The sequence below is a fragment of the Endozoicomonas sp. ALD068 genome (genome assembly GCF_049310145.1).
In the GTDB taxonomy this organism is placed as follows: domain Bacteria; phylum Pseudomonadota; class Gammaproteobacteria; order Pseudomonadales; family Endozoicomonadaceae; genus Endozoicomonas_A.
Genome location: NZ_JBLYNU010000004.1, coordinates 1,006,717 through 1,033,454, shown reverse-complemented (window position 1 = coordinate 1,033,454; position 26,738 = coordinate 1,006,717). Strand labels below are relative to the sequence as shown.

The window sequence follows — 26,738 nt, the reverse complement described above, 5'->3', positions numbered from 1 at the left end:
ACTCGGATTTGAAATAAAAGTTCATACTATGTTATTGAATGCCAGCAAAGAAATTTCTGCCTTTCAGCACATGCGCAATGGTGTTCCTTTTATTGACCACAGCAAACAATCAATGATTCATCGATAGCTTATAAATTCTATATTTGTCATGGCGAAAGCGCGAAACCAAATGATGGCCATTGGCACTGAGGGCAGTTGATGTGGGAAAACATGTCTGCTCAACAAAGGCTTTTTTTACCCATAATCCGTTAATATCCTGACCATAAATGTTTGCCGTTCTATCTGTACTGCTGGTCACCACAAGGCGACCATCGGCGCTAAAGGTGGCCGACAAGACAATATCCAGATGGGAAATGATGGTTTTTTCAACCCAGGATCCGTCAGTCTTCAGACCATAGATTTTCGCCGTGCGATCGTCACTGGCCGTCACCAAGTGGCGGCTATCGGGGCTGAAGGTGGCTACGTGGATAGAGTCACGATGGGAAATAGTGCGTTTTTCCTCCCATGATCCGTCGTCCGTCTTACTATAGATTTTCGCTCTGGTGAAACTTGCCGTCACTACATGGCGGTCATTGGGGCTGAAAGCGGCTAAGTTGACACAGCAATTAAGAGATATGATGGCTTCTTCTCCCCATAACCCATCGTCCTTCAGACCACAGATTTTCGCAGTGTTATCTTTACTGGCCGTCACCACACGGCGGCCATCGGCACTAAAGGTGGCTGAGTTGACACAGTCATCATGGGAAATGATGGTTTCTTCTTCCCATGAGCCATCGGTCTTTTGACCATAGATTTTCACTGTGCCATCCTCAGAGGCTGTCACCACACGGCGACTTTCAGCACTGAAGGTGATTGAGTTGATCCGTTGGTCATGAAAAATGGTGATTTTTTTTACCCACAATCCACCAACTTCCTGACCATAAATTCTGGCCGTGTTATCGTCACTGGCGGTCACCAAATGGCGACCATCGACGCTGAGGGCAGCAAAGTTGACCCAATCATCATGGTAAGTGGTAAGTTTTTCTTCCCATGACCCATTGTCTCCCTGAACACAGATTTTCGCCGTTGCATCGTCACTGGCCGTCACCAGGTAGCTGCTATCGGCGCTGAAGGTGGCTGAGTTGATCCAATCATCATGGGAAATAGTGAGTTTCTCCACCCAAGTCCCATCGACTTGACCATAGATTTTTGCCGTAAAATCCCAACTGAAGGTCATCACATGGCGACCATCGGGGCTGAAGATGGCAGATCTGACACCACTTTGATGGGAAATGATGCCTTTTTTTTCCCATGATCCATTGGCACTCTGGCCATAGATAAGCGCAGTTGCGTCCTCACTGGCCGTCACCAGGTGGCTGCCATCGGGGCTGAAGGTGGCTGGTTTCACCTGGTCACTATGAGCAATAACGGCCTCTGTATCGACATTATACTTTTCGTATTGAGACATCAGTCGGGCTTTGGCGAAATGGAAAAGGGCAGGAAAATAAACGGCCTTTCGGTGTTTTATGAGTGATTCAACTAATGCTTGATCTCTCGTAAACGGTCGCAGCCAATTTCGGAGCTGTTCTTTATCCTCTACAGGAAGGCTTTTTTGCAATTGATATTGATGTGATAAAGAAAACCGGCGATACCATGTCCTTTCCAGAACATGTTCGTTTTTAATAAACCTGTTTAAGTGAGTAGATACCCGCTGCAAACTGACAATATCCCGAAGCTCCAGAAAACGAAAAATTTTGAGGGTTACTTCCTCGGGAAAATCGTGTAATAAAGCGGTTTTCTCTATTTCTTTTTCAGGCACAGCAACGGACCTGCCCGCACTGACTCCCGACGGTTCTTTCGCCAATGAAGTGCTTACAGCTGGTATCGAAGGGGAACCTGCTATGTCGGAATAATTAACATCAGAATACATCTGGTTTCTCTTGGTTGATTATTCCCACCGATTAGCAAGGAATTTCAATTTTGATGAAGTCAGTTAGAGTCGGCTTTGAAATAAAAGTTCATAATAGGTTGTTAAGAACCACTAAAGAAATTTCTGCCTTTCAGCACATACGCAATGGTGTCCCTTTTATTGATCACAGCAAACAATCAATGCTTCATCGATAGCTTATAAATCGTCAAAACGTTATGGGAAAAGGGCGAAACCAGATGGTGACCATTGGCGCTGAGGGCAGTTAAATTGGGCAACCCTATTTGGTCAACAACGGCTTTTTCTACCCATAATCCATTAATATCCTGACCATAAATTTTTACCGTTCTGTCTGTACTGGTAGTCACCACAAGGCGGCCATCGGCACTAAAGGTGGCTGATATGACAATACCCAGATGGGAAATGATGGTCTTTTCTACCCAGGTTCCGTCAGTCTTCAGACCATAGATTTTTGCCATGCGATCGTCACTGGCCGTCACCAAATGGCGGCTATCGGGGCTGAAGGTGGCTGAGCGTATAGAGTCACGATGGGAAATAGTGCGTTTTTCTTCCCATGACCCGTCGTCCTTCTTAATACAGATTTTCGCTCTAGTGTAACTTGCCGTCACTACATAGCGGTCATTGGGGCTGAAGGCGGCTAAGTTGACATAGGAATTGTGAGATATGATCGCTTCTTCTCCCCATGACCCATCGTCCTTCAGACCACAGATTTTCGCTGTGTCATCTTTACTGGCCGTCACCACATGGCGGCCATCGGTACTAAAGGTGGCTGAATTGACACAGTCATCATGGGAAATGATGGTTTCTTCTTCCCATGAGCCATCGGTCTTTTGACCATAGATTTTCACTGTGCCATCCTCAGAGGCTGTCACCACACGGCGACTTTCAGCACTGAAGGTGATTGAGTTGATCCGTTGGTCATGAAAAATGGTCATTTTTTTTACCCATGATCCATCGACTTCCTTACCATAGATTCTTGCCGTGTTATCGTGACTGGTGGTCACCAAATGACGGCCATCGGCGCTGAAGGCAGCCAATTTGACCCTATCATCATGGGAAATGGTGAGCTTTTCTTCCCATGTGCCATCGTCTCCCTGAACGCAGATTTTCGCCGATTCATCATTACTGGCGGTCACCAGATGGCTGCTATCGGCGCTGAAGGTGGCTGAGTTGAGCCAATGATCATGGGAAATAGTGAGTTTCTCCACCCAGGTCCCATCGACTTGACCATAGATTTTTGCCGTAAAATCCCAACTGCAGGTCATCACATGGCGACCATCGGGGCTGAAGATGGCAGATCTGACGCCCTCTTGATGGAAAATGATGCCTTTTTTTTCCCATGATCCATTGGCACTCTGGCCATAGATAAGCGCAGTTGCATCGCTACTGGCCGTCACCAGGTGGCTACCATCTGTGCTGAAGGTGGCTGATTTCACCCAGTTATTATGAGCAATAACGGCTTCTGTATCGACATTATACTTTTCGTATTGAGACATCAGTCGGGCTTTGGCGAAATGGAAAAGGGCAGGAAAATAAACGGCCTCTCGGTGTGTTATGAGTGATTCAACTAACGCTTGATCTCTCGTAAACGGTTGCAGCCAATTTCGAAGGTGTTCTTTATCCTCTACAGGAAGGCTTTTTTGCAATTGATATTGGTGTGGTAAAGAAAACCGGCGATACCATGTCCTTTCCAGAACATGTTCGTTTTTAATAAACCTGTTTAAGTGAGTAGATACCTGTTGCAAACTGACAATATCCCGAAGTTCCAAAAAGCGAAAAATTTTGAGGGCTAATTCCTCGGGCAAATCGTGTAATAAAACTGTTTTCTCTATTTCTTTGTCAACAACAGCGACGGACCTGCCTGCACCGACAGCCGATGGTTCTTGCGCCAATGAAGTGCTTACAGCTGGTAGCGAAGGTGAACCGGCTATGTCGGAATGATTAACGTCAGAATACATATCTGGTTTCTCTTAAGTCTTCCCCCCCCCGATGAGCAAAGACATTCAAAATGAATGAAGTCTGTTAAGTACTCAACCATACGGAATCGAATATTTCTGGCTTATTGGGCAGGTGCTCTGCAAGGCGCAACGACGGGAACATAGCAAGCTATGTGACCAGAGTTGCAACGCATCACGACTGCATGGATGCAGGAGCTCGAGCAACGCAGGAGCAGTTGCCGCGAGTGCCTGAACAATAAGTCAGAAAATATGATTTCGTATGGTTGAGTACTTAGAGTCGGCTTTGAAATAAAAGTTCATAATAGGTTGTAAAGTGCCACTAAAGAAATTTCTGCCTTTCAGCACATGCGCAATGGCGTTCCTTTTATTGATCACAGCAAACAATCAATGCTTCATCGATAGCTTATAAATCATCAAAATGTTATGGAGAGAGGGCAAAACCAAATGGTGGCCATTGCCACTGAGGGCGGTTGATTTGGCCAAACTTCTATGGGCAACAACGGCTTTTTCTACCCATAATCCATTAATATACTGACCATAAATTTTTGCCGTACGATCCCAACTGGCGGTCATCAAAAGCTGGCCATCGGCGCTAAAAATGGCTGATGTGACAACACCCAGATGGGAAATGATGGTCTTTTCGACCCAGGATCCGTCAGTCTTCAGACCATAGATTTTCGCCATGCCATCGTCACTGGCCGTCACCAAATGGCGGCTATCGGGGCTGAAGGTGGCTGAGCTGACGTAGTCATCATGGGAAATAGTGCGTTTTTCTTCCCATGATCCGTCGTCTTTCTTACTGTTGATTTTCGCCGTGTAATCGTAACTTGTCGTCACCACATGGCTGCCATTGGGGCTTAAGGCAGCTGAGCTGATATAGCTCCTATGGGAAATGACAGCTTCTTCTCCCCATGATCCATCGTCCTTCAGACCGTAGATTTTCGCTGTGTTATCTTCACTGGCCGTTACCAAATGGCGGCCATCGGCACTAAAGGCAGCTGAGTTGACCTTATGATCATGAGAAATGACGGTTTCCTCTTCCCATGAACCATCGGTCTTTTGACCATAGATTTTCACTGTGCCATCGTTGGAGGCTGTCACCACACGGCGACTATTGGCACTGAAGGTGACTGAGTTGATCCGTTGGTGATGAAAAATGGTGATTTTTTTTACCCATGATCCATCGACTTCCTGACCATAGATTCTTGCTGTGTTATTGACACTGGCGGTCACCAAATGGCTGGCATCGGCGCTGAAGGCGGCAAAGTGGACCCGGGCATCATGGACAATGGTGAGTTTTTCTTCCCATGACCCATCGTCTCCCTGAACACAGATTTTCGCCGTGTTATCCTTACTGGCGGTCACCAGTTGGCGGCCATCAACACTAAAGAGGGCTGATTTGACAACATCGTCATGGGAAATGACGCCTTTTTTTTCCCATGTTCCATCAGTCCTCTGGCCATAGATTATCGCCGTTGCGTCGTCACTGGCCGTCACCAGGTGCCTACCATCGGCGCTGAAGGTGGCTGAGTTCACCTTATCGTCATGAGCAATAACGGCCTCTATATCGACATTATACGTTTCGTATTGAGACATCAGTCGGGCTTTGGCGAAATGGAAAAGGGCAGGAAAATAAACGGCCTCTCGGTGTGTTATGAGTGATTCAACTAACGCCTGATCTCTCGTAAACGGTCGCAGCCAATTTCGAAGATGTTCTTTATCCTCTACAGGAAGGCTTTTTTTCAATTGATATTGATGTGATAAAGAAAACCGGCCATACCATGTCCTTTCCAGAACATGTTCGTTTTTAATAAACCTGTTTAAGTGAGTAGATACCTGTTGCAAACTGACAATATCCCGAAGTTCCAAAAAGCGAAAAATTTTGAGGGTTAATTCCTCGGGCAAATCGTGTAATAAAACTGTTTTCTCTATTTCTTTGTCAACAACAGCGACGGACCTGCCCGCACCGACAGCCGATGGTTCTTGCGCCAATGAAGTGCTTACAGCTGGTAGCGAAGGTGAACCGGCTATGTCGGAATGATTAATGTCAGAATACATATCTGGTATCTCTTAAGCCTTCACCCCCCGATGAGTAAAGGCATTCAAAATTGATGAAGTCTGTTAAGTACTCAACCATACGGAATCGAATATTTCTGGCTTATTGGGCAGGTGCTCTGCAAGGCGCAACGACGGGAACATAGCAAGCTATGTGACCAGAGTTGCAACGCAGCACGACTGCATGGATGCAGGAGCTAGAGCAACGCAGGAGCAGTTGCCGCGAGTGCCTGAACAATGAGTCAGAAAATATGATTTCGTATGGTTGAGTACTTAGAGTCAGCTTTGAAATAAGAGTTCATAATAGGTTGTAAAGTGCCACTAAAGAAATTTCTGCTTTTCAGCACACCCGCAATGGCGTCCCTTTATTGATCACAGCAAACAATCAATCCTTCATCGATAGCTTATAAATCGTCAAAATATTATCGGGAAAAGGCGAAACCAGATGGTGGCCATTGGCGCTGAGGGCAGTTGATTCAGCCGTACCTTCATGGGTAACAACGGCTTTTTCTACCCATAATCCATTGGTCATCTGGCCATAAATTTTTGCCGTTCCATCTTTACTGGTGGTCACCACCAGGCGACCATCGGCGCTGAAGATGGCTGTTTTGAGTGAAGCCTCATGGGAAATGATGGCATTCTCTACCCAGGATCCGTCAGCCTTCAGACCATAGATTTTCGCTTTGCCATCAAAACCGGCGGTCACCAGGTGACGGTCATCGGGGCTGAAGGTGGCTGAGATGACACGGTGACCGTGGTAAATGGTGCGTTTTTCTTCCCATGATCCGTCGTCCTTCTTACCATAGATTTTCGCCGTGTCATCATAACTTGTCGTCACCACATGGCTGCCATTGGGGCTGAATACGGCTGAATCGACATTGCGATTATGGGAAATGATGGCTTCTTCTCCCCATGATCCATCGTCCTTCAGACTACAGATTTTCGCCGTTTTATCGATACTGGCCGTAACCAAATGGCGGCTATCGGCACTGAAGTTAGCTGAGTTGACATGGTAATCATGGGAAATAATGGTTTCTTCTTCCCATGAGCCATCGTTCTTTTGACCATAGATTTTCGCTGTGCCATCGGAAGAGGTCGACGCCACACGGCGGCCATCAGCGCTGAAGGTGACTGATTGGATCAGTCGGTCATGGGAAATGGTGATTTTTTTTACCCATGATCCATCAACTTCCTGACCATAGATTCTTGCTGTGTGATCGTAGCTGGCGGTCACCAAATGACGACTATCGGCACTGAAGACGGCAAATTCGACCCAGCCATCATGGAAAATGGTGAGTTTTTCTTCCCATGACCCATCGTCTCCCTGAGCACAGATTTTCGCCGTGTTATCCGTACTGGCGGTCACCAGATAGCGGCTATCGGCACTGAAGGTGACTGAGAAGAAACTGCCATCATGGAAAATGCTCAGTTTCTCTGCCCATGATCCATCGACCTGACCATAGATTTTTGCCGTTCCAACGACACTTTCAGTCACCACATGGCGGCCATCGGCACTAAAGAGGGCTGATACGATATCGCGGTTATGGGAAATGATGGTTTCTTCTTCCCATGATCCATTGGCCTTCTGGCCGTAGATTATCGCCGTTGCATCGTCACTGGCCGTCACCAGGTGGCTACCATCAGCGCTGAAGGTGGCTGAGTTCACCTTGTCTTGATGAACAATAACGGCTTCTGCATCGACATTATACTTTTCACATTGAGACATAAGTCGGGCTTTGGCGAAATGAAAGAGAGCAGGAAAATAAACGGCCTTTCGGTGTTTTATGAGTGATTCGACTAACGCTTGATCCTTCGTAAACGGTCGCAGCCAATTTTGGAGCTGTTCTTTATCCTCTACAGGAAGGCTTTTCTTCAATTGATATTGGTGAGGTAAAGAAAACCGGCGATACCATGTCTTTTCCAGAACATATTCGTTTTTAATAAACCTGTTTAAGTGTGCAGAGACCTGTTGCAAACTGATGATATCGCGAAGCTCCAAAAAGCGAAAAATTTTTAGGGTTAATTCCTCGGGCAAATCGTGTAATAAAGGGGTTTTCTCTATTTCTTTTTCAGTCACAGCGACGGATCTGCCCGCACTGACACCCGATGGTTCTTCCTCCGATGAAATGCTCACAGGTGGTAGCGAAGGTGAACCGGCTATGTCGGAATGATTAACGTCAGAATACATATCTGTTTTCTCTTAAGTCTTCACCTCTCCGATGAGCAAAGACATTCAAAATTGATGAAGTCAGTTAATACCAATCGAACTTTCTAACTCCCTATTGCGCTGAAGATTTGAGCCTTAATCCTGCGTTGCCGATCGTCGCCATAGCTAAGGCTATGACTCCTCACGCCGCCTTGTCTTAGTGCTCAAATCTCCATGCTCATCACGGGAGTTAGAAAGCACGATTGGTATAAGTACCTGGCCAGTTGGTTTCGCATATTCTGGCGAGTGGATTTTTTCATCCTTCAAGGCGCAACGACGGGCGCGTAGCGATAGCTACGCAACCAGAATTGGAACGCAGAAGGATGGAAAAAGCCGCCGTCCAGAATATGCGAAACCAACTCGTTAGGTACTTAGAGTCGGCTTTGAAATAAAAGTTCACAGTATGTTGTTAGATGCCACTAAAAGAAATTTCTGCCTTTCAGCACATGCGCAATGGCATCCCTTTTATAGATCACAGCAAACAATCAATGATTCATCGATAGCTTATAAATTCTCAATTTATTATGGCGAAAGGGCGAAACCAGATGGTGGCCATTGGCGCTGAGGGCAGTTGATTCAGCCGTACCTTCATGGGTAACAACGGCTTTTTCTACCCATAATCCATTGGTCATCTGGCCATAAATTTTTGCCGTCCCATCTTTACTGGTGGTCACCACCAGGCGACCATCGGCACTGAAGATGGCTGTTTTGAGTGAAGCCTCATGGGAAATGATGGCATTCTCTACCCAGGATCCGTCAGCCTTCAGACCATAGATTTTCGCTTTGCCATCAAAACCGGCGGTCACCAGGTGACGGTCATCGGGGCTGAAGGTGGCTGAGATGACACCGTGACCGTGGTAAATGGTGCGCTTTTCTTCCCATGATCCGTCGTCCTTCTTACCATAGATTTTCGCCGTGTCATCATAACTTGTTGTCACCACATGGCTGCCATTGGGGCTGAATACGGCTGAATCGACATTGCGATTATGGGAAATGCTGGCTTCTTCTCCCCATGATCCATCGTCCTTCAGACCATAGATTTTCGCCGTGTTATCCTCACTGGCCGTTACCAAATGGCGACTATCAGCACCAAAGGTAGCTGAGTTGACCCTGTCATCATGGGAAATGATGATTTCTTCTTCCCATGAGCCATCGTTCTTTTGACCATAGATTTTCGCTGTGCCATCGGTAGAGGTCGTCACCACACGGCGACCATCAGCGCTGAAGGTGACTGATTGGATCAGTCGGTCATGGGAAATGGTGATTTTTTTTACCCATGATCCATCAACTTCCTGACCATAGATTCTTGCTGTGTGATCGTAGCTGGCGGTCACCAAATGACGACTATCGGCACTGAAGATGGCAAATTCGACCCAGCCATCATGGAAAATGGTGAGTTTTTCTTCCCATGACCCATCGTCTCCCTGAGCACAGATTTTCGCCGTGTTATCCGAACTGGCGGTCACCAGATGGCGGTTATCGGCACTGAAGGTGACTGAGGAGAAACTGCCATCATGGAAAATGCTCAGTTTCTCTGCCCATGATCCCTCGACCTGACCATGGATTTTTGCCGTTCCAACGACACTTTCGGTCACCACATGGCGGCCATCGGCACTAAAGAGGGCTGATACGATATCGCGGTTATGGGAAATGATGGTTTCTTCTTCCCATGAACCATTGGCCCTCTGGCCGTAGATTATCGCCGTTGCATCGTCACTGGCCGTCACCAGGTGGCTACCATCAGCGCTGAAGGTCGCTGTGTTCACCTTGTCTTGATGAACAATAACGGCTTCTGCATCGACATTATACTTTTCGCATTGAGACATAAGTCGGGCTTTGGCGAAATGAAAGAGAGCAGGAAAATAAACGGCCTTTCGCTGTTTTATGAGTGATTCGACTAACGCTTGATCCTTCGTAAACGGTAGCAGCCAATTTCGGAGCTGTTCTTTATCCTCTACAGGAAGGCTTTTCTTCAATTGATATTGGTGAGGTAAAGAAAACCGGCGATACCATGTCTTTTCCAGAACATGTTCGTTTTTAATAAACCTGTTTAAGTGTGTAGACACCTGTTGCAAACTGACAATATCCCGAAGCTTCAAAAAGCGAAAAATTTTGAGGGTTAATTCCTCGGGCAAATCGTGCAATAAAGCGGTTTTCTCTATTTCTTTTTCAGGCACAGCGACGGATATGCCCGCACTGACACCCGATGGTTCTTCCTCCAATGAAATGCTCACAGGTGGTAGCGAAGGTGAACCGGCTATGTCGGAATGATTAACGTCAGAATACATATCTGTTTTCTCTTAAGTCTTCACCTCTCCGATGAGCAAAGACATTCAAAATTGATGAAGTCAGTTAGAGTCGGCTTTGAAATAAAAATTCACAGTATGTTGTTAGATGCCACTAAAAGAAATTTCTGCCTTTCAGCACATGCGCAATGGCATCCCTTTTATAGATCACAGCAAACAATCAATGATTCATCGATAGCTTATAAATTCTCAATTTATTATGGCGAAAGGGCGAAACCATATGATGGCCATTGGCACTGAGGGCAGTTGATTTGGCCAAACCTCTATGGGCAACAACGGCTTTTTCTACCCATAATCCATCGGTCATCTGGCCATAAATTTTTGCCGTTTCATCTGTACTGGTGGTCACCACATGGCGGCCATCGGCGCCAAAGGTGGCTGAAATGACAACATCCAGATGAAAAATAATGGCCTTTTCAACCCAGGATCCGTCAGTCTTCAGACCATAGATTCTCGCCATGCCATCGTGACTGGCGGTCACCAAATGGCGGCTATCGGGGCTGAAGGTGGCTGAGCGGACATAGTGATCATGGGAAATAGTGCGTTTTTCTTCCCATGATTCGTCATCCTTCTTACTAAAGATTTTCGCCGTTTTATCGAAACTTGTCGTCACCACATGGCTGCCATTGGGGCTGAAAGCGGCTGAGTTGACATAGCTATTATGGGAAATGATGGCTTCCTCTCCCCATGATCCATCGTCCTTCAGACCAAAGATTTTCGCCGTGTTATCCACACAGGCCATAACCAAATGGCGTTCATCGGCACTGAAGTTAGCTGAGTTGACAAGGCAATCATGGGAAATGATGGTTTCTTCTTCCCATAAGCCATCGTCCTTTTGACCATGGATTTTCGCTTTGCCATCGTCAGAGGCTGTCACCAAACGGTGACTATCGACGCTGAAGGTGGCTGATTGGATCAGTCGGTCATGGGAAATGGTGATTTTTTTTACCCACGATCCATCAGCTTCCTGACCATAGATTCCTGCTGTGTTATCGTGACTGGCGATCACCAAATGACGACTATCGGCGCTGAAGGTGACAAAGTGGACCCGGGTATCATGGGAAATGGTGAGTCTTTCTTCCCATGCCCAATCGTCTCCCTGAACACAGATTTTCGCCGTGTTATCCTCACTGACGGTCACCAAATGACGGCCATCGGCACTGAAGGTGACTGAGGAGAAACTGCCATCATGGAAAATGCCAAGTTTCTCTGTCCATGTCCCATCGATTTGACTATGGATTTTTGCCGCACAATCCCAACTGACGGTTATCACATGGCGGCCATCGGCACTGAAGATGGCAAATCCGACACCGTCTTGATGATAAATGACGCCTTTTTTTGCCCATGATCCATTGGCCCTCTGACCATAGATTTTCGCCGTTGCATCGTTACTGGCCGTCACCAGTTGGCTACCATCGGCGCTGAAGGTGGCTGAATTCACCCTGTCTTTATGAGCAATGACGGCCTCTGTATCGACATTATACTTTTCGCATTGAGACATCAGTCGGGCTTTGGTGAAATGGAAAAGGGCAGGAAAGTAAACAGCCTCTCGGTGTGTTATAAGTGATTCGACTAACGCTTGATCTCTCGTAAACGGTCGCAGCCAATTTCGGAGCAGTTCTTTATTCTCTAAAGGAAGGCTTTTTTTCAATTGATATTGGTGTGATAAAGAAAACCGGCGATACCATGTCTTTTCCAGAACATGTTCGTTTTTAATAAACCTGTTTAAGTGTGTAGATACCTGTTGCAAACTGACAATATCCCGAAGTTCCAAAAAGCGAAAAATTTTGAGGGTTAATTCCTCGGGCAAATCGTGTAATAAAGCTGTTTTCTCTGTTTCTTTTTCAGGCACAGTGACGGACCTGCCCGCATTGACACCCGGTGGTTCTTTCCCTGGTGAAGTGCTTACAGGTGATAGCGAAGGTGTACCGGCCATGTCGGAATGATTAACGTCAGAATACATATCTGTTTTCTCTTAAGTTTTCACACTTCCCGGTTAGTAAAGACATTCAAAATTGATGAAAACGATTAGAGTCGGCTTTGAAATAAAAGTTCATAATAGGTTGTTAATTACCACCAAAGAAATTTCTGCCTTTCAGCACATGCGCAATGGTGTCCCTTTTATTGATCACAGCAAACAATCAATGATTCATCGATAGCTTATAAATTCTCAATTCGCCAAGGTGAAAGGGCGAAGCCAAATGGTGGCCATTGGTACTGAGGGCAGTTGATTTGACAGAACCTAAATAGGTAACAACGGCTTTTTCTACCCATGAACCATTAGCCCAATGACCATAAATTTTTGCCGTTCCATCCAGACTGGTGGTCAAAACAAGGCCGCCATCAGCACTGAAAGTAGCTGTTTTGAGTGAACCTACATGGGAAATAACGGCCTTTTTGACCCAGGATCCGTCAGTCTTCAGACCATAGATTTTCGCCATGCCATCGCTACAGGCGGTCACCACATGACGGTTATCGGGGCTGAAGGTGGCTGACCTGATACCGTATTCATGGGAAATGGTGCGTTTTTCTTCCCATAATCCGTCGTCCTTCATACTAAAGATTTTCGCCGTTTCATCGCTACTTGCTGTCACCACATGACGGCCATCGGAGCTGAAGGTGGCTGAGCCAACATTGCCCTTATGGGAAATGACAGCTTCTTCTCCCCAGGATCCATCGTCCTTCAGACCAAAGATTTTCGCCGTGTTATCCTCACTGGCCGTTACCAAATGGCGGCTATCAGCACTAAAGGTAGCTGAGTTGACCCATTGATCATGGGAAATGATGGATTCTTCTTCCCAAGAGCCATCGATCTTTTGACCAAAGATTTTCGCTGTGTGATCGTTAGAGGCCGTCACCACACAGCTACTATCAGCGCTAAAGGCGGCTGATCTGATCAAACAATTATGGGAGATGGTGACTTTTTCTTCCCATGATCCATCGTCCCGCAGGCAGAAGATTTTTGCTGTGTTGTCGTAACTGGCAGTCACCAAATAACGACTATCGTCGCTGAAGGTGGCCAGGTGGACCCAAGCACCATGGCAAATGGTGAGTTTTTCTTCCCATGACCCATCGTCTTCCAGCGCAAAGATTTTCGCCGTTTTATCCTTACTGGCGGTCACCAAATGGCAGCCATCAACACTGAAGATAATTGAAGTAACATCGTTATCATGGGAAATGGTGAGCATCTCTTCCCACGTCCCGTCGACTTGACCATAAATTTTTGCTGTGTGATCCCAACTGGCGGTCACCACATGGCGGCCATCGGCACTGAAGATGGCAGATCTGACACCACCCTGATGAGAAATGACGCCTTTTTTTGCCCATGTTCCATCAGTCCCCTGGCCATAGATTATCGCCGTTGCATCCTCACTGGCCGTCACCAGGTGGCTACCATCGGGGCTGAAGGTGGCTGAGTTCACCCTGCCTTCATGAGCAATAACGGCCTCTGTATCGACATTATATTTTTCGTATTGAGACATCAGTCGGGCTTTTGCGAAATGAAACAGGGCAGGAAAATAAACGGCCTTTCGGTGTTTTATGAGTGATTCAATTAACGCTTGATCCTTCGTAAACGGTCGCAGCCAATTTCGGAGCTGTTCTTTATCCTTTACAGGAAGGCTTTTTTTCAATTGATATTGATGTGATAAAGAAAACCGGCGATACCATGTCTTTTCCAGAACATGTTCGCTTTTAATAAACCTGTTTAAGTGTTTAGATACCCGCTGCAAACTGACAATATCCCGAAGTTCCAAAAAGCGAAAAATTTTGAGGGTTAATTCCTCGGGCAAATCGTGCAATAAAGCGGTTTTCTCCATTTCTTTTTCAGGCACAGCAACGGACCTGCCACCCGCACTGACACCCGTTAGTTCTTTCGCCAATGAAGTGCTTACATCTGGTAGCAAAGGTGAACCGGCTATGTCGGAATGATTAACCTCAGAATACATATCTGGTTTCTCCTGATTGACTATCCCCCCCCGATTAACAAAGAATTTCAAAATTGATGAAGTCAATTAGAGTCGGCTTTGAAATAAAAGTTCATAACAGGTTGTAAGTGTCACCAAAAAATTTTTGCTTTTCAGCACACGCGCAATGGCGTCCCTTTTATTGATCACAGCCAATAATCAAGTATTCATAGATAGCTTATAAATTCTCAATTTGTTATGGCGAAAGGGCGAAACCAAATGGTGGCCATTGGCACTGAGGGCAGTTGATTTGGGCGAACCTTTATGGTCAACAACGGCTTTTTCTACCCATAATCCACTACTATCCTGACCATAAATTTTTACCGTTCTGTCTGTACTGGTAGTCACCACAAGGCGGCCATCGGCGCTAAAGGTGGCTGATGTGACAACACTCAGATGGGAAATGATGGCCTTTTTGACCCAGGATCCATCAGTCTTCAGACCATAGATTCTCGCCATGCCATCGTTACTGGCCGTCACCAAATGGCGGCTATCGGGGCTGAAGGTGGCAGAGCTGACATAGTTATCATGGGAAATAGTGCGTTTTTCTTCCCATGATCCGTCGCCCTTCTTACTACAGATTTTCGCTATGTTATCGTGACTTGTCGTCACCACATGATTGCCATTGGGGCTTAAGGCGGCTGAATTGACATAGCTCCTATGGGAAATGAAAGCTTCTTCTCCCCATGATCCATCGTCCTTCAGACCACAGATTTTCGCTGTGCTGTCTTCACTGGCCGTTACCAAATGGCGGCTATCGGTACTAAAGGTAGCTGAGTTGACCTTCTCATCATGGGAAATGATGATTTCTTCTTCCCATGAGCCATCGTCCTTTTGACCATAGACTTTCACTGTGCCATCTGTGGAAGCTGTCACCACACGGTGACTATCGGCACTGAAAGTGACTGAGTTGATCCGTAGGTCATGAAAAATAGTGATTTTTTTTGCCCATGATCCATCGACTTCCTGATCGTGGATTCTCGCCGTGTTATTGTGATCAGCGGTCAACAAATGACTACCATTGGCGCTGAAGGCGGCACAGCGGACCCAATCGTCCTGGAAAATGGTGAGTTTTTCTTCCCATGACCCATCGTCTCCCTGAAAACAGATTTTCGTCGTATTATCCTTACTGGCGGTCACCAAATGGCGGCCAAGGGCACTGAAGTTGACTGAGGTGATAGCGTCATCATGGGAAATGGTGAGCTTCTCTTCCCATGTCCCATCGATTTGACTATAGATTTTTGCCGTACAATCCCAACTGACAGTCACCAGATGGCAGCCATCGGCGCTGAAGATGGCAGATTTGACAATGTTTTGATGGCAAATGATGCCTTTTTTTACCCATGAGCCATTGGCCCTCTGACCATAGATTATCGCCGTTGCATCGTCACTGGCCGTCACCAGATGGCTACCATCGGCGCTGAAGGTGGCTGAGTTCACGATGTCTTTATGAGTAATAACGGCCTCTGTATCGACATTATACTTTTCGCATTGCGACATCAGTCGGGCTTTGACGAAATGGAAAAGGGCAGGAAAATAAACGGCCTTTCGGTGTTTTATGAGTGATTCGATTAACGCTTGATCCTTCGTAAACGGTCTCAGCCAATTTCGGAGCTGTTCTTTATCCTTTACAGGAAGGCTTTTTTTCAATTGATATTGATGTGGTAAAGAAAACCGGCGATACCACGTCTTTTCCAGAACATATTCGTTTTTAATAAACCTGTTTAAGTGTGTAGATACCTGTTGCAAACTGATGATATCCCGAAGTTCCAAAAAGCGAAAAATTTTGAGGGTTAATTCCTCGGGCAAATCGTGCAATAAAGCGGTTTTCTCTATTTCTTTTTCAGGCACAGTGACGAACCTGCCCGCATTGACACCCGATGGTTCTTCCTCCAATGAAATGCTCACAGGTGGTAGCGAAGGTGAACCGACTATGTCGGAATGATTAACGTCAGAATACATATCTGGTTTCTCTTAAGTCTTCACCTCTCCGATAAGCAAAGACATTCAAAATTGATGAAGTCAGTTAAGTACCTGGCCAGTTGGTTTCGCATATTCTGGCGAGTGGATTTTTTCATCCTTCAAGGCGCAACGACGGGCGCGTAGCCATAGCTACGCAACCAGAGTTGGAACGCAGAAGGATGGAAAAAGCCGCCGTCCAGAATAGGCGAAACCAACGGGTTAGGTACTTAGAGTCGGCTTTGAAATAAAAGTTCACAGAGTGTTGTTAGATACCACTAAAAGAAATTTCTGCCTTTCAGCACATACGCAATGGCGTTCGTTTATTGATCACAGCAAACAATCAGTTCTTCATCGATAGTTTATAAATTCTCAAATTGTCAAAGAGAAAAGGTGAAACCAAATGGTAGCCATCGGCACTGAGGACAGTTTTGGCCATACCTCTATGGGTAACAACGGCTTTTTCTATCCATGACCCATTAGCCCACTGACCATAAATTTTTGCCGTTCCATCCATACTGGTGGTAATCACAAGGCAGCCATCGACACTAAAGGTGGCTGTTTTGAGTGAAGCTTCATGGGAAATGATGGCCTTTTCGACCCAGCATCCGTCAGTCTTCAGACCATAGATTTTCGCCTTGCCATCGTTACCGGCAGTCACCACATGACAGTCATCGGGGCTGAAGGTGGCTGACCTGATACCGTAACCATGGGAAATGGTGCGTTTTTCTTCCCATAATCCGTCGTCCTTCTTACTTAAGATTTTCGCCGTTTTATCGCTACTTGTTGTCACCACATGACGGCCATCGGGGCTGAAGGCGGCTGAGTCAACATTGCCCTTATGGGAAATGGCAGCTACTTCTCCCCAGGATCCATCGTCCCTGTGAACACAGATTTTTCCCGTTTTATCGTTACTGGCCGTAACCAAATGGCGGCTATCAGCACTGAAGGTAGCTGAGTTGACCCAGTGGTCATGGGAAATGATGGATTCTTCTTCCCAAGAGCCATCGATCTTTTGACCATAGATTTTCACTGTTTCATCGATAGAGGCCGTCACCACACAGCTACTATCCGCGCTAAAGGCGGCTGATCTGATCAAATAATTATGAGAGATGGTGACTTTTTCTTCCCATGATCCATCGTCCCGCAGGCAGAAGATTTTTGCCGTGTTATCGTAACTGACAGTCACCAAATGACGACTATCGTCGCTGAAGCTGGCTAAGTGGACCCAACCACTATGGCAAATGGTGAGTTTTTCTTCCCATGACCCATCGTCTTCCAGGACAATGATTTTCGCCGTTTTATCCTTACTGGCGGTCACCAAATGGCAGCCATCAGCACTGAAGATAATTGAAGTAACATCGTTATCATGGGAAATAATGAGCATCTCTTCCCACGCCCCATCGACTTGACCATAAATTTTTGCTGTGTGATCCCAACTGGCGGTCACCACATGGCGGCCATCAGCACTGAAGATGGCAGATCTGACACCACCTTGATGAGAAATGACGCCTTTTTTTGCCCATGTTCCATCAGTCCTCTGGCCATAGATTATCGCCGTTGCATCGTCACTGGCCGTCACCAGGTGGCTGCCATCGGGGCTGAAGTTGGCTGAGTTCAACCTGTCTTCATGAGCAATAACGGCCTCTGTATCGACATTATACTTTTCGTATTGAGACATCAGTCGGGCTTTTGCAAAATGAAACAGGGCAGGAAAATAAACGGCCTTTCGGTGTTTTATGAGTGATTCGACTAATCCCTGATCCTTCGTAAACGGTCGCAGCCAATTTCGGAGCTGTTCTTTATCCTTTACAGGAAGGCTTTTTTTCAATTGATATTGATGTGGTAAAGAAAACCGGCGATACCACGTCTTTTCCAGAACATATTCGTTTTTAATAAACCTGTTTAAGTGTGTAGATACCTGTTGCAAACTGATGATATCCCGAAGTTCCAAAAAGCGAAAAATTTTGAGGGTTAATTCCTCGGGCAAATCGTGCAATAAAGCGGTTTTCTCTATTTCTTTTTCAGGCACAGTGACGGACCTGCCCGTATTGACACCCGACGGTTCTTCCTCCAATGAACTGCTCAGAGGTGGTAGCGAAGGTGAACCGGCTATGTCGGAATGATTAACGTCAGAATACATATCTGGTTTCTCTTAAGTCTTCACCTCTCCGCTGAGCAAAGACATTGAAAATTGATGAAGTCAGTTAAGTACCTGGCCAGTTGGTTTCGCATATTCTGGCGAGTGGATTTTTTCATCCTTCAAGGCGCAACGACGGGCGCGTAGCCATAGCTACGCAACCAGAGTTGGAACGCAGAAGGATGGAAAAAGCCGCCGTCCAGAATAGGCGAAACCAACTGGTTAGGTACTTAGAGTCGGCTTTGAAATAAAAGTTCATAAGTAGGTTGCTAAGTGCCACTAAAGAAATTTCTGCCTTTCAGCACATGCGCAATGGCGTTCCTTTTGTTATCACAGCCAATAATCAAGTATTCATAGATAGCTTATAAATTCTCAAATAGTTATGTGGAAAGGGTGAGACCAAATGGTGGCCATTGGCACTGAGGACAGTTGATTGGGCCAAACCTCTATGGGCAACAACGGCTTTTTCTACCCATAATCCATTAATATCCTGACCATAAATTTTTGCCTTTCCATCTGTACTGGTGGTCACCAGAAGGCGGCCATCGGCGCTAAAGGTGGCTGATTTGACGGCACTCAAATGAGAAATGACGGCCTTTTCGACCCAGGATCCGTCAGTCTTCAGACCATAGATTCTCGCCATGCCATCGTTACTGGCCGTCACCAAATGGCGACTATCGGGGCTGAAGGTGGCAGAGCTGACATAGTTATCATGGGAAATAGTGCGTTTTTCTTCCCATGATTCGTCGTCTTTCTTACTAAAGATTTTCGCCGTGTTATCGTGACTGGTCGTCAACACATGGCAGCTGTTGGGGCTGAAGGCGGCTGAGTTGACATAGCGATTATGGGAAATGACAGTTTCTTCTCCCCATGATCCATCGTCCTTCAGACCACAGATTTTCGCCGTGTTATCTTCACTGGCCGTAACCACATGGCGGTCATCGGCACTAAAGGTAGCTGAGTTGACATGGTGATCATGGGAAATGATGGTTTCTTCTTCCCATGAGCCATCGTCCTTTTGACCATAGATTTTCACTGTGCCATCGTTAGAGGCTGTCACCACACGGTGACTATCGGCACTGAAGGTAACTGTGTTGATCCGTTGGTCATGGAAAATGATGATTTTTTTTACCCATGACCCATCAGCTTCCTGACTATAGATTCTTGCTGTGTTATCAAAACTGGCGGTCAGCAAATGACGACTATCGGCGCTGAAGGCAGCAAAGCTGACCCAATCATCATGGGAAATGGTGAGTTTTTCTTCCCATGTACCATCGTCTCCCAAAACACAGAGTTTCGCCGTGTTATCCTCACTGGTGGTCACCAAATGGCGGCCACCGGCACTGAAGGTGACTGAGAAGAAATCATCATGGGAAATGGTGAGCTTCTCTTCCCATGTCCCATCGATTTGACTATAGATTTTTGCCCTACAATCCCAACTGACAGTCACCAGATGGCAGCCATCGGCGCTGAAGATGGCAGATTTGACAATGTTTTGATGGCAAATGATGCCTTTTTTTACCCATGATCCATTGGCCCTCTGACCATAGATTATCGCCGTTGCATCGTCACTGGCCGTCACCAGGTGGCTCCCATCGGGGCTGAAGTTGGCTGAGTTCAACCTGTCTTCATGAGCAATAACGGCCTCTGTATCGACATTATACTTTTCGTATTGAGACATCAGTCGGGCTTTTGCAAAATGAAACAGGGCAGGAAAATAAACGGCCTTTCGGTGTTTTATGAGTGATTCGACTAATCCCTGATCCTTCGTAAACGGTCGCAGCCAATTTCGGAGCTGTTCTTTATCCTTTACAGGAAGGCTTTTTTTCAATTGATATTGATGTGGTAAAGAAAACCGGCGATACCACGTCTTTTCCAGAACATATTCGTTTTTAATAAACCTGTTTAAGTGTGTAGATACCTGTTGCAAACTGATGATATCCCGAAGTTCCAAAAAGCGAAAAATTTTGAGGGTTAATTCCTCGGGCAAATCGTGCAATAAAGCGGTTTTCTCTATTTCTTTTTCAGGCACAGTGACGGACCTGCCCGCATTGACACCCGACGGTTCTTCCCCCAATGAAGTGCTCACAGGTGGTAGCGAGGTTGAATCGACTACGCCAAAGTTGTCAGCATTAGGATGCATGTCTGGTTTCTCCTGAATCAGACGCCCCTAGCCTATAAATTTGCACCCGGCCATCGGTACAGGTGGTCACCACATGATGGCCATCAGAGCTAAAGCTGGCTGAGTCAATCGAACCCTCATTGAAAATGATGGCTTTTTCGATCCATGATCCATCCATCTGCTGACCATAGATTTTTACCGAACCATCGCGAGTGGCAGTCAACACATGGCGACCATCGGGACTAAAGGAGGCTGTATTGATCCGGGAATCATGGGAAAGGGTGACTTCTTCCTGCCATGATCCATCGGTCTTCAGGCCATAGATTTTTGCCGTTCCATCTTTGCTGGCGGTCACCACACTGCGTCCATCGGCACTGAAGGTGGCTGAGATGATTGAGTTAGGATGGGAAATGGTGACTTTTTCTTCCCATGATCCATCATCCTTTGGACCACAGATTTTCGCCGTTTTATCCGCACTGACGGTTACTGTGTAGCTGCCATCGGGACTAAAGGCGGCTGAATGGACACCGAGACTGTGGGAAATGGTGGTTTCTTCTCTCCATGACCCATCGGCCTTCAGACCAAAGATTTTCGCCGTCTTATCCCAACTGGCGGTCAACAGACGGCTGGCATCAGGACTGAATATGACTGAGCTGACCCAGCGAGCGTGGGAAATAGTGAGTTTTTCTTGCCATAATCCATCGTTCTCCTGGCTGTGGATTTTCACCTCGAAAGCGCGACTCATGGTCGCCAAATGACGGTCATCGGCGCTAAAAGTGGCTGATTCGATCCAGCTATCATGGGAAATGATGGCTTTTTCTTGCCATGACCCATCAGTCTGTCGGCTAAGGATTTTTGACGTCATATCGTAGCTGGCGGTTACTACATGAAAGCTATCAGCGCTGAAGGTGGCTGAGTTGATCTGGTGATTATGGGAAATGGTGAGTTTTTGCTCCCATGACCCATCAACGCCCAGACCATAGATTTTTGCCGTGTTATCGTTGCTGGCGGTCACTACATAGCAGCCATCCGGGCTGAAGGTAGCTGACACGACGAAGTCTTCATGGGAAATGGTGGTTTTTTCTTCCCAGGACCCATCGGCTTTCTTACCATGGATTTTCACCTTGTTATCCCAACCGCAGACGGTCAACACGTGGCGGTCATCTGCACTAAAAGTGGCAGAACCGACAAAATGATTATGAAAAATGGTGATTCTTTCTACCCATTTACCATCGTCCTCCTGGTCATATATTTTCGCCGTGTCGTCGTAACTGGCCGTCACCAGATGGCGGCCATCGGTGCTAAAGACGGCTGATGAGACCCCAATATTATGTGCAATGGTAGCTTTTGTATCCAAATGGAATGTTTTACATCGAGACATCAATCCAGTTCTGGTGAAATGGAACAAAGCAGGAAAACAAACTGTCTTTCGATATTTTATGAGTGATTTTACTAAGGCTTCGTCCTTCGTAAACGGCCGCAGCCAATTACGAAGTTGTTCTTTATCCTGTGCAGGAAGGATTTTCTTTAGTTGATATTGATGTGGTGAAGAAAACCGTTGATACCATGCCTTTGCCAGAGCATGATCGTTTTTAATAACCCTGTACAAGTGACTCGACACCTGTTGCAGTCGGGCAATATCCCGAAGTTCCAACAAGCGAATAATTTTGACGGTTATTTCCTCGGGCAAACCTTGCAATGAAGCGGTTTTCTTTATTTCTGTGTCAGGTAAAGTGACAGACCTGCAGGCCATGACAGCAGATTCTTCACCCTCCGGTCTTGCCAGATTGGCCGGTAGCGAGTACGAGCCGGATATGCCGGAGTGACTAAACTCAGAATGCATATCTGATTTCCCCTGAGCTATTATCTCCCCTCGATTAAGAGGGTGTAGCAAAACTCTGGTTCCCATGCTCCAGCGTGGGAACCCATACCCATCTCGCGCTGCAGAGTCCGCTTTTCAGGGGAGGTATGCATTCCCAAGCAGAGCGTGGGAACGAGTTGTTAGAGTTTTGCGACACCCTCTTAACAAAGAGGTTCTAAATTGATAAAAACAATTAGAGGCGGCTTTGAAATAAAAGTTCCTGACAGGGTCTTAAGTTTCTATCTTTCAGCGAATGCAGAATGGCGTCCCTTTTATTTGTCACACTAAACAAACAATCATTTATCCCTCTTTAATTTATTAATTCGCACTTTGTTATCGTCAGATACGGTTACAAAGTGGTATCCATCGGCACTGAAAGTAACTGAGTTGATCCGGCTTTTGCGGGAAATAATGACTTTTTCGACCCATGATCCATCGGTCTTGTGGCCATAGATTCTTGCTGTTCCATCCCGACTGACGGTCAGTACATGACAGCCATCGTCACTAAAGGTAGCTGATTTGACCCCATCTCTATGGGAAATGATGGCTTTTTCGACCCATGATCCGTCAGTCTTCTGACCGCAGATTTTCGCCTTGCCATCCATACTGGCAGTCACCACATGGCGGCTATCGGGGCTGAAGGTGGCGGAGATGACATCGTCATTATGGGAAATGCTGAGCTTTTTTTCCCAGACTCCATCGTCCTTCTGACTACAGATTTTCGCCTTGCGATCCTTACTGGCAGTCACCACATGGCGGTCATCGGGACTAAAGCAGGCTGAGTTGACCCAATTATCATGCAAAATGGTGACTTCTTTTTCCCATGAGCCGTTGAATCTCTGACCACAGATTTTTGCCTTGCCATCTCTGCTGGCGGTCACCACACGGCAACCATCGGAGCTGAAATTGGCTGAAGTGACCCAGCGATCATGCAAAATATTGACTTCTTTTTCCCATGAACCATCAGCCCCCAGGCTATGGATTTGTACCTTGTTGCCTGTACCGGCGGTCACCACTAGACGGCTATCAGCACTAAAGCTGGCTAAGTGGACATTGTGATCAAGGGAAAGGGTGGTTTCTTCTACCCATGATCCATCGGTCTTCTGACCATAAATTTTCGCCTTTTTATCTCTACTCATAGTCACCAGATGACGGCCATCGGGGCTGAAGGTGGGCGGGTTGAGCCAGTTATCATGCAAAATGGTGATTTTTTCTTCCCATGATCCATCGTCCTTTTGCCCACAGATTTTCGCCGTATTATCCTGACTGCTGGTCACCAGATGGCAACTATCGGGGCTGAAGGTCACTGAGTTGATATAGTCACCATGAGAAATGGTGGCTTTTTCTTCCCATGACCCATTGGCCTTCTGGCTATGGATTTTCAACTTATTATCCCAACCACTGACGGTCACCAGATGACTGCTATCTGCACTGAAGGTGGCTGAGTCGACAAAGTGATCATGCATAATAGTCCTTTCTTTTACCCATTTCCCGTCGTCCTTCTGGCCATATATTTTCGCCGTGTTATCAAGACTGGCCGTGACAATATGGCGGCCATTAGAGCTGAAAGTGGCTGAGTTGACCCAGATATCGTGGGTAATGGTAACTTTTTTAACTACTCTGAAGGTTTCGCATTCAGACATCAGTCGGGCTTTGGTGAAATAAAACAGCGCAGGAAAATAAGTTTTCTTCCGTTTTTTTATGAGCGATTTGACTAACGCTTTATCCTTTGTAAATGGTCGCAGCCGGTGACGGAGTTGTTTTTTATCCTCTGTGGGCAAGGTTGTCTTCAATTGATATTGGTATGGTGAAGAAAACCGCTGATACCACGCCTTTGCCAGAACATGATTGCGTTTAATAACCCCATAAAAGTGAGTCGAGACCTGTTGTAAACGGGCAATATCCCGAAACTCCAACAAGCAAAAAATTTTGATGGTTAATTCCTCGGGCAAATCCTGTAATGAAGCTGTTTTCTTTATTGCTTCGTCAGCTACAGTAACAGACCTGCCCGCACTGACAACAGAGGGTTCTCGCTCCGATCGCAGGAGCTTGGTTGGAGGCGAGCATGGACCAACCATGCCGGATTTATTATTTACACTATCCATACCTGATTTACCCTGAGTTAGTATTACCCTCGATTGAAAAGGACGTTCGAATTTGACGCAGGAACTTTGAGTCAATTTTGAAATAAAAGTTCGATTGCTATAAAACCCTGTTCGAAGTTTCAAGAAAAGTGATCAAGGTGGCGGCGGGCTTATGGATCGTGGAAAAGCACTGAACGTATACTTCTTCAGCAGCTGGTCGATGGGTGCAAAAGTACTGGTGGTCAGCACATGGTGACTGTCAGCGCTAAAAGTAGCTGAGTGAATCTTAGTGTTCTGTATCATGATGGCTTTTTCGACCCATGATCCATCAACCTGCTGACTATGGATTATGGCTGTTCCATTAATACTGGCGGTCACCACATGGCGGCCATCGGAGCTGAAGGAGGCTGAGTTGATCCAGTTATCCTGGGAAATGATGGCTTCTTCTCTCCATGATCCATCGATCTTGAGACCATAGATTTTTGCCGTTCCATCTCTGCTGGCAGTCACCACACGGCGTCCATCGGCACTGAAGGTGGCTGATTCGATAATGTCATTATGGGAAATGGTGATTTTTTCTTCCCATGATCCATCAGCCTTCGGACCACAGATTTTCGCCACGTCATCGTCACCGACAGTCATTACATAGCAGCCATCGAGGCTGAAGGTGGCCGATTCGACCCTGAGATGGTGAGAAATGGTGGCTTCTTCTTCCCATGAACCACCCGTCTTGAGACCAAAGATTTTTGCTGTGTAATCGTTACTGGTGGTCACCACTCTGCGACTATCAGCACTGAAAGTGACCGAGCTGATCCAGCGATCGTGGGAAATGGTGACTTTCTCTTCCCATGATCCATCGACCTCGAAGCTGAGGATTTTGGCCCTACTATCATTGCTGACGGTCACCAAATGGCGGTCATCGGGACTAAAGGTGGCTGAGGTGACCCAATTATTATGGAAAACAGTGGTTTCTTCTCTCCAGGTTCCATCGGTCTTCTGACCATAAATTTTTGCCATGTTGTCGCAACCAACAGTCACAAGATGCTGGCTATCGGCACTGAAACAGGCTGAGTTGATCCAACCACTATGGGAAAGAGTGAGTTTATGGTCCCATGAGCCATCGACGCTCTGACCGTAGATTTTTGCCGTGTTATCGTTACTGGCGGTTACCACATAGCATCCGTCTGGGCTGAAGGAGGCTGAGTTGAGACATTCATCATGGGAAAAGGTAGCTTTTTCTTCCCATGAGCCATCGGCTATCTGTCCATGGATTTTCACCATGTTTTCAAAACCACTGAAGGTCACCAGATGACTACCATCTCCGCTAAAGGTGGCTGACATGATCCAGTAATCTTGGGGAAAGATCGCTTTTTCTGCCCATGAACCGTCGACCTCCTGCCCATACAATTTCGCCTTCTTATTATCACAATTGGTCGCCAAAACATGGCGGCCATCGTCGCTGAAGGCTTTTGAAAAAACCCAATATTTTGAAATGGTCGCTTTTGTATCTAAATTGAATGTCTTACATTGAGACATCAGTACAGTTTTGGTGAAATGGAACAAAGCAGAAAAATGAACGTTCTCTCGCTTTTCTATGATTGATTCAATTAACGCTTCATCCTTCGTAAACGGTCGCAGCCAGTTACGAAGTTGTTCTTTATCTGTGTTTAGAAGGATTTTCTTAAGTTGATATTGATGTGCTGAAGGAAACCGTTGATACCATTCCTTTGCCAGAGCATGATCGTTTTTAATAACCCTGTTTAAGTGAGTCGACACCTGTTGTAAACGGGCAATATCCCGAAATTCCAACAAGCGGATAATTTTGATGGTTAATTCTTCGGGCAAATCGTGCAATAAAACGGTTTTCTTAAGGTTTGTATCTGCTACAGCCACGGTTCTACCCACACTGACACCCGATGACTCTCCCTCTGATTGTGCGAGATTGTTTGGGGTCGAGAATGAATCGACTGAGCCTGAGTTATTAGCATCAGAAAGCATCTCTGAATTTTCCTGAGTTAGTACCGCCCCGATAAACAAAGACGTTCAAAATTGATAAAGAAAATTAGAATCTAATTTGAAATAAAAGTTCAAAACAGGGTCTTAAAAAGTTTCTGTATTTCAGCACATGCAAAATGGCGTTCCTTTTATTTCTAAA

At 46.3% G+C, this 26,738-nt stretch carries 13 protein-coding genes; all 13 read right to left on the bottom strand.

Annotated features, from left to right (window positions below):
* Positions 1 to 109: 109 nt before the first annotated feature.
* The 13 genes from ACO6V5_RS03105 to ACO6V5_RS03045 all read right to left on the bottom strand — a co-directional run bounded on the left by ACO6V5_RS03105 (position 110) and on the right by ACO6V5_RS03045 (position 26,581).
* The gene (locus ACO6V5_RS03105) at positions 110 to 1,909 is read right to left on the bottom strand and encodes an F-box/WD repeat-containing protein (RefSeq protein WP_422412743.1); all 1,800 of its coding nucleotides are present in this window, start codon (positions 1,907 to 1,909) and stop codon (positions 110 to 112) included.
* Between the two features lie 176 nt (positions 1,910 to 2,085).
* Positions 2,086 to 3,885 carry an F-box/WD repeat-containing protein gene (locus tag ACO6V5_RS03100; RefSeq protein WP_422412741.1) on the bottom strand — a complete coding sequence of 600 codons (1,800 nt, stop codon included), beginning with the start codon at positions 3,883 to 3,885 and terminating at the stop codon, positions 2,086 to 2,088.
* 384 nt (positions 3,886 to 4,269) lie between these two features.
* The gene (locus tag ACO6V5_RS03095) at positions 4,270 to 5,943 is read right to left on the bottom strand and encodes an F-box/WD repeat-containing protein (RefSeq protein ID WP_422412739.1); all 1,674 of its coding nucleotides are present in this window, start codon (positions 5,941 to 5,943) and stop codon (positions 4,270 to 4,272) included.
* Between the two features lie 382 nt (positions 5,944 to 6,325).
* Entirely contained in the window at positions 6,326 to 8,128 is a 1,803-nt protein-coding gene (locus ACO6V5_RS03090; protein WP_422134388.1) for an F-box/WD repeat-containing protein, read from the bottom strand.
* Positions 8,129 to 8,631: 503 nt separating this feature from the next.
* Complete coding sequence (locus tag ACO6V5_RS03085) at positions 8,632 to 10,434, bottom strand: F-box/WD repeat-containing protein (RefSeq protein WP_422412737.1); 1,803 nt, start codon at positions 10,432 to 10,434, stop codon at positions 8,632 to 8,634.
* A 178-nt stretch (positions 10,435 to 10,612) separates the two neighbouring features.
* Entirely contained in the window at positions 10,613 to 12,415 is a 1,803-nt protein-coding gene (locus tag ACO6V5_RS03080) for an F-box/WD repeat-containing protein (protein ID WP_422134390.1), read from the bottom strand.
* 178 nt (positions 12,416 to 12,593) lie between these two features.
* Positions 12,594 to 14,399 carry an F-box/WD repeat-containing protein gene (locus ACO6V5_RS03075; protein WP_422412735.1) on the bottom strand — a complete coding sequence of 602 codons (1,806 nt, stop codon included), beginning with the start codon at positions 14,397 to 14,399 and terminating at the stop codon, positions 12,594 to 12,596.
* A gap of 177 nt (positions 14,400 to 14,576) precedes the next feature.
* Positions 14,577 to 16,379 (bottom strand): F-box/WD repeat-containing protein, encoded by a 1,803-nt coding sequence (locus tag ACO6V5_RS03070; RefSeq protein ID WP_422138412.1) that lies wholly within the window; start codon positions 16,377 to 16,379, stop codon positions 14,577 to 14,579.
* Positions 16,380 to 16,719: 340 nt separating this feature from the next.
* Complete coding sequence (locus ACO6V5_RS03065; protein ID WP_422441889.1) at positions 16,720 to 18,519, bottom strand: F-box/WD repeat-containing protein; 1,800 nt, start codon at positions 18,517 to 18,519, stop codon at positions 16,720 to 16,722.
* Positions 18,520 to 18,859: 340 nt separating this feature from the next.
* Positions 18,860 to 20,659, bottom strand: a complete 1,800-nt coding sequence (locus tag ACO6V5_RS03060; RefSeq protein WP_422441891.1) for an F-box/WD repeat-containing protein — start codon at positions 20,657 to 20,659, stop codon at positions 18,860 to 18,862.
* Positions 20,649 to 22,481 (bottom strand): F-box/WD repeat-containing protein, encoded by a 1,833-nt coding sequence (locus ACO6V5_RS03055; protein ID WP_422410962.1) that lies wholly within the window; start codon positions 22,479 to 22,481, stop codon positions 20,649 to 20,651. The genes ACO6V5_RS03060 and ACO6V5_RS03055 overlap by 11 nt, the downstream gene beginning before the upstream one ends.
* Positions 22,482 to 22,795: 314 nt before the next feature.
* Entirely contained in the window at positions 22,796 to 24,604 is a 1,809-nt protein-coding gene (locus tag ACO6V5_RS03050) for an F-box/WD repeat-containing protein (protein WP_422410964.1), read from the bottom strand.
* A 132-nt stretch (positions 24,605 to 24,736) separates the two neighbouring features.
* Complete coding sequence (locus tag ACO6V5_RS03045; RefSeq protein WP_422410966.1) at positions 24,737 to 26,581, bottom strand: F-box/WD repeat-containing protein; 1,845 nt, start codon at positions 26,579 to 26,581, stop codon at positions 24,737 to 24,739.
* Positions 26,582 to 26,738: the final 157 nt, after the last annotated feature.

Excerpts from the sequence above, each read along its gene's own strand:
- ACO6V5_RS03105 (WP_422412743.1), bottom strand. The coding sequence starts at position 1,909 with ATGTATTCTGATGTTAATTATTCCGACATAGCAGGTTCCCCTTCGATA.
- ACO6V5_RS03100 (WP_422412741.1), bottom strand. The coding sequence starts at position 3,885 with ATGTATTCTGACGTTAATCATTCCGACATAGCCGGTTCACCTTCGCTA.
- ACO6V5_RS03095 (WP_422412739.1), bottom strand. The coding sequence starts at position 5,943 with ATGTATTCTGACATTAATCATTCCGACATAGCCGGTTCACCTTCGCTA.
- ACO6V5_RS03090 (WP_422134388.1), bottom strand. The coding sequence starts at position 8,128 with ATGTATTCTGACGTTAATCATTCCGACATAGCCGGTTCACCTTCGCTA.
- ACO6V5_RS03085 (WP_422412737.1), bottom strand. The coding sequence starts at position 10,434 with ATGTATTCTGACGTTAATCATTCCGACATAGCCGGTTCACCTTCGCTA.
- ACO6V5_RS03080 (WP_422134390.1), bottom strand. The coding sequence starts at position 12,415 with ATGTATTCTGACGTTAATCATTCCGACATGGCCGGTACACCTTCGCTA.
- ACO6V5_RS03075 (WP_422412735.1), bottom strand. The coding sequence starts at position 14,399 with ATGTATTCTGAGGTTAATCATTCCGACATAGCCGGTTCACCTTTGCTA.
- ACO6V5_RS03070 (WP_422138412.1), bottom strand. The coding sequence starts at position 16,379 with ATGTATTCTGACGTTAATCATTCCGACATAGTCGGTTCACCTTCGCTA.
- ACO6V5_RS03065 (WP_422441889.1), bottom strand. The coding sequence starts at position 18,519 with ATGTATTCTGACGTTAATCATTCCGACATAGCCGGTTCACCTTCGCTA.
- ACO6V5_RS03060 (WP_422441891.1), bottom strand. The coding sequence starts at position 20,659 with ATGCATCCTAATGCTGACAACTTTGGCGTAGTCGATTCAACCTCGCTA.
- ACO6V5_RS03055 (WP_422410962.1), bottom strand. The coding sequence starts at position 22,481 with ATGCATTCTGAGTTTAGTCACTCCGGCATATCCGGCTCGTACTCGCTA.
- ACO6V5_RS03050 (WP_422410964.1), bottom strand. The coding sequence starts at position 24,604 with ATGGATAGTGTAAATAATAAATCCGGCATGGTTGGTCCATGCTCGCCT.
- ACO6V5_RS03045 (WP_422410966.1), bottom strand. The coding sequence starts at position 26,581 with ATGCTTTCTGATGCTAATAACTCAGGCTCAGTCGATTCATTCTCGACC.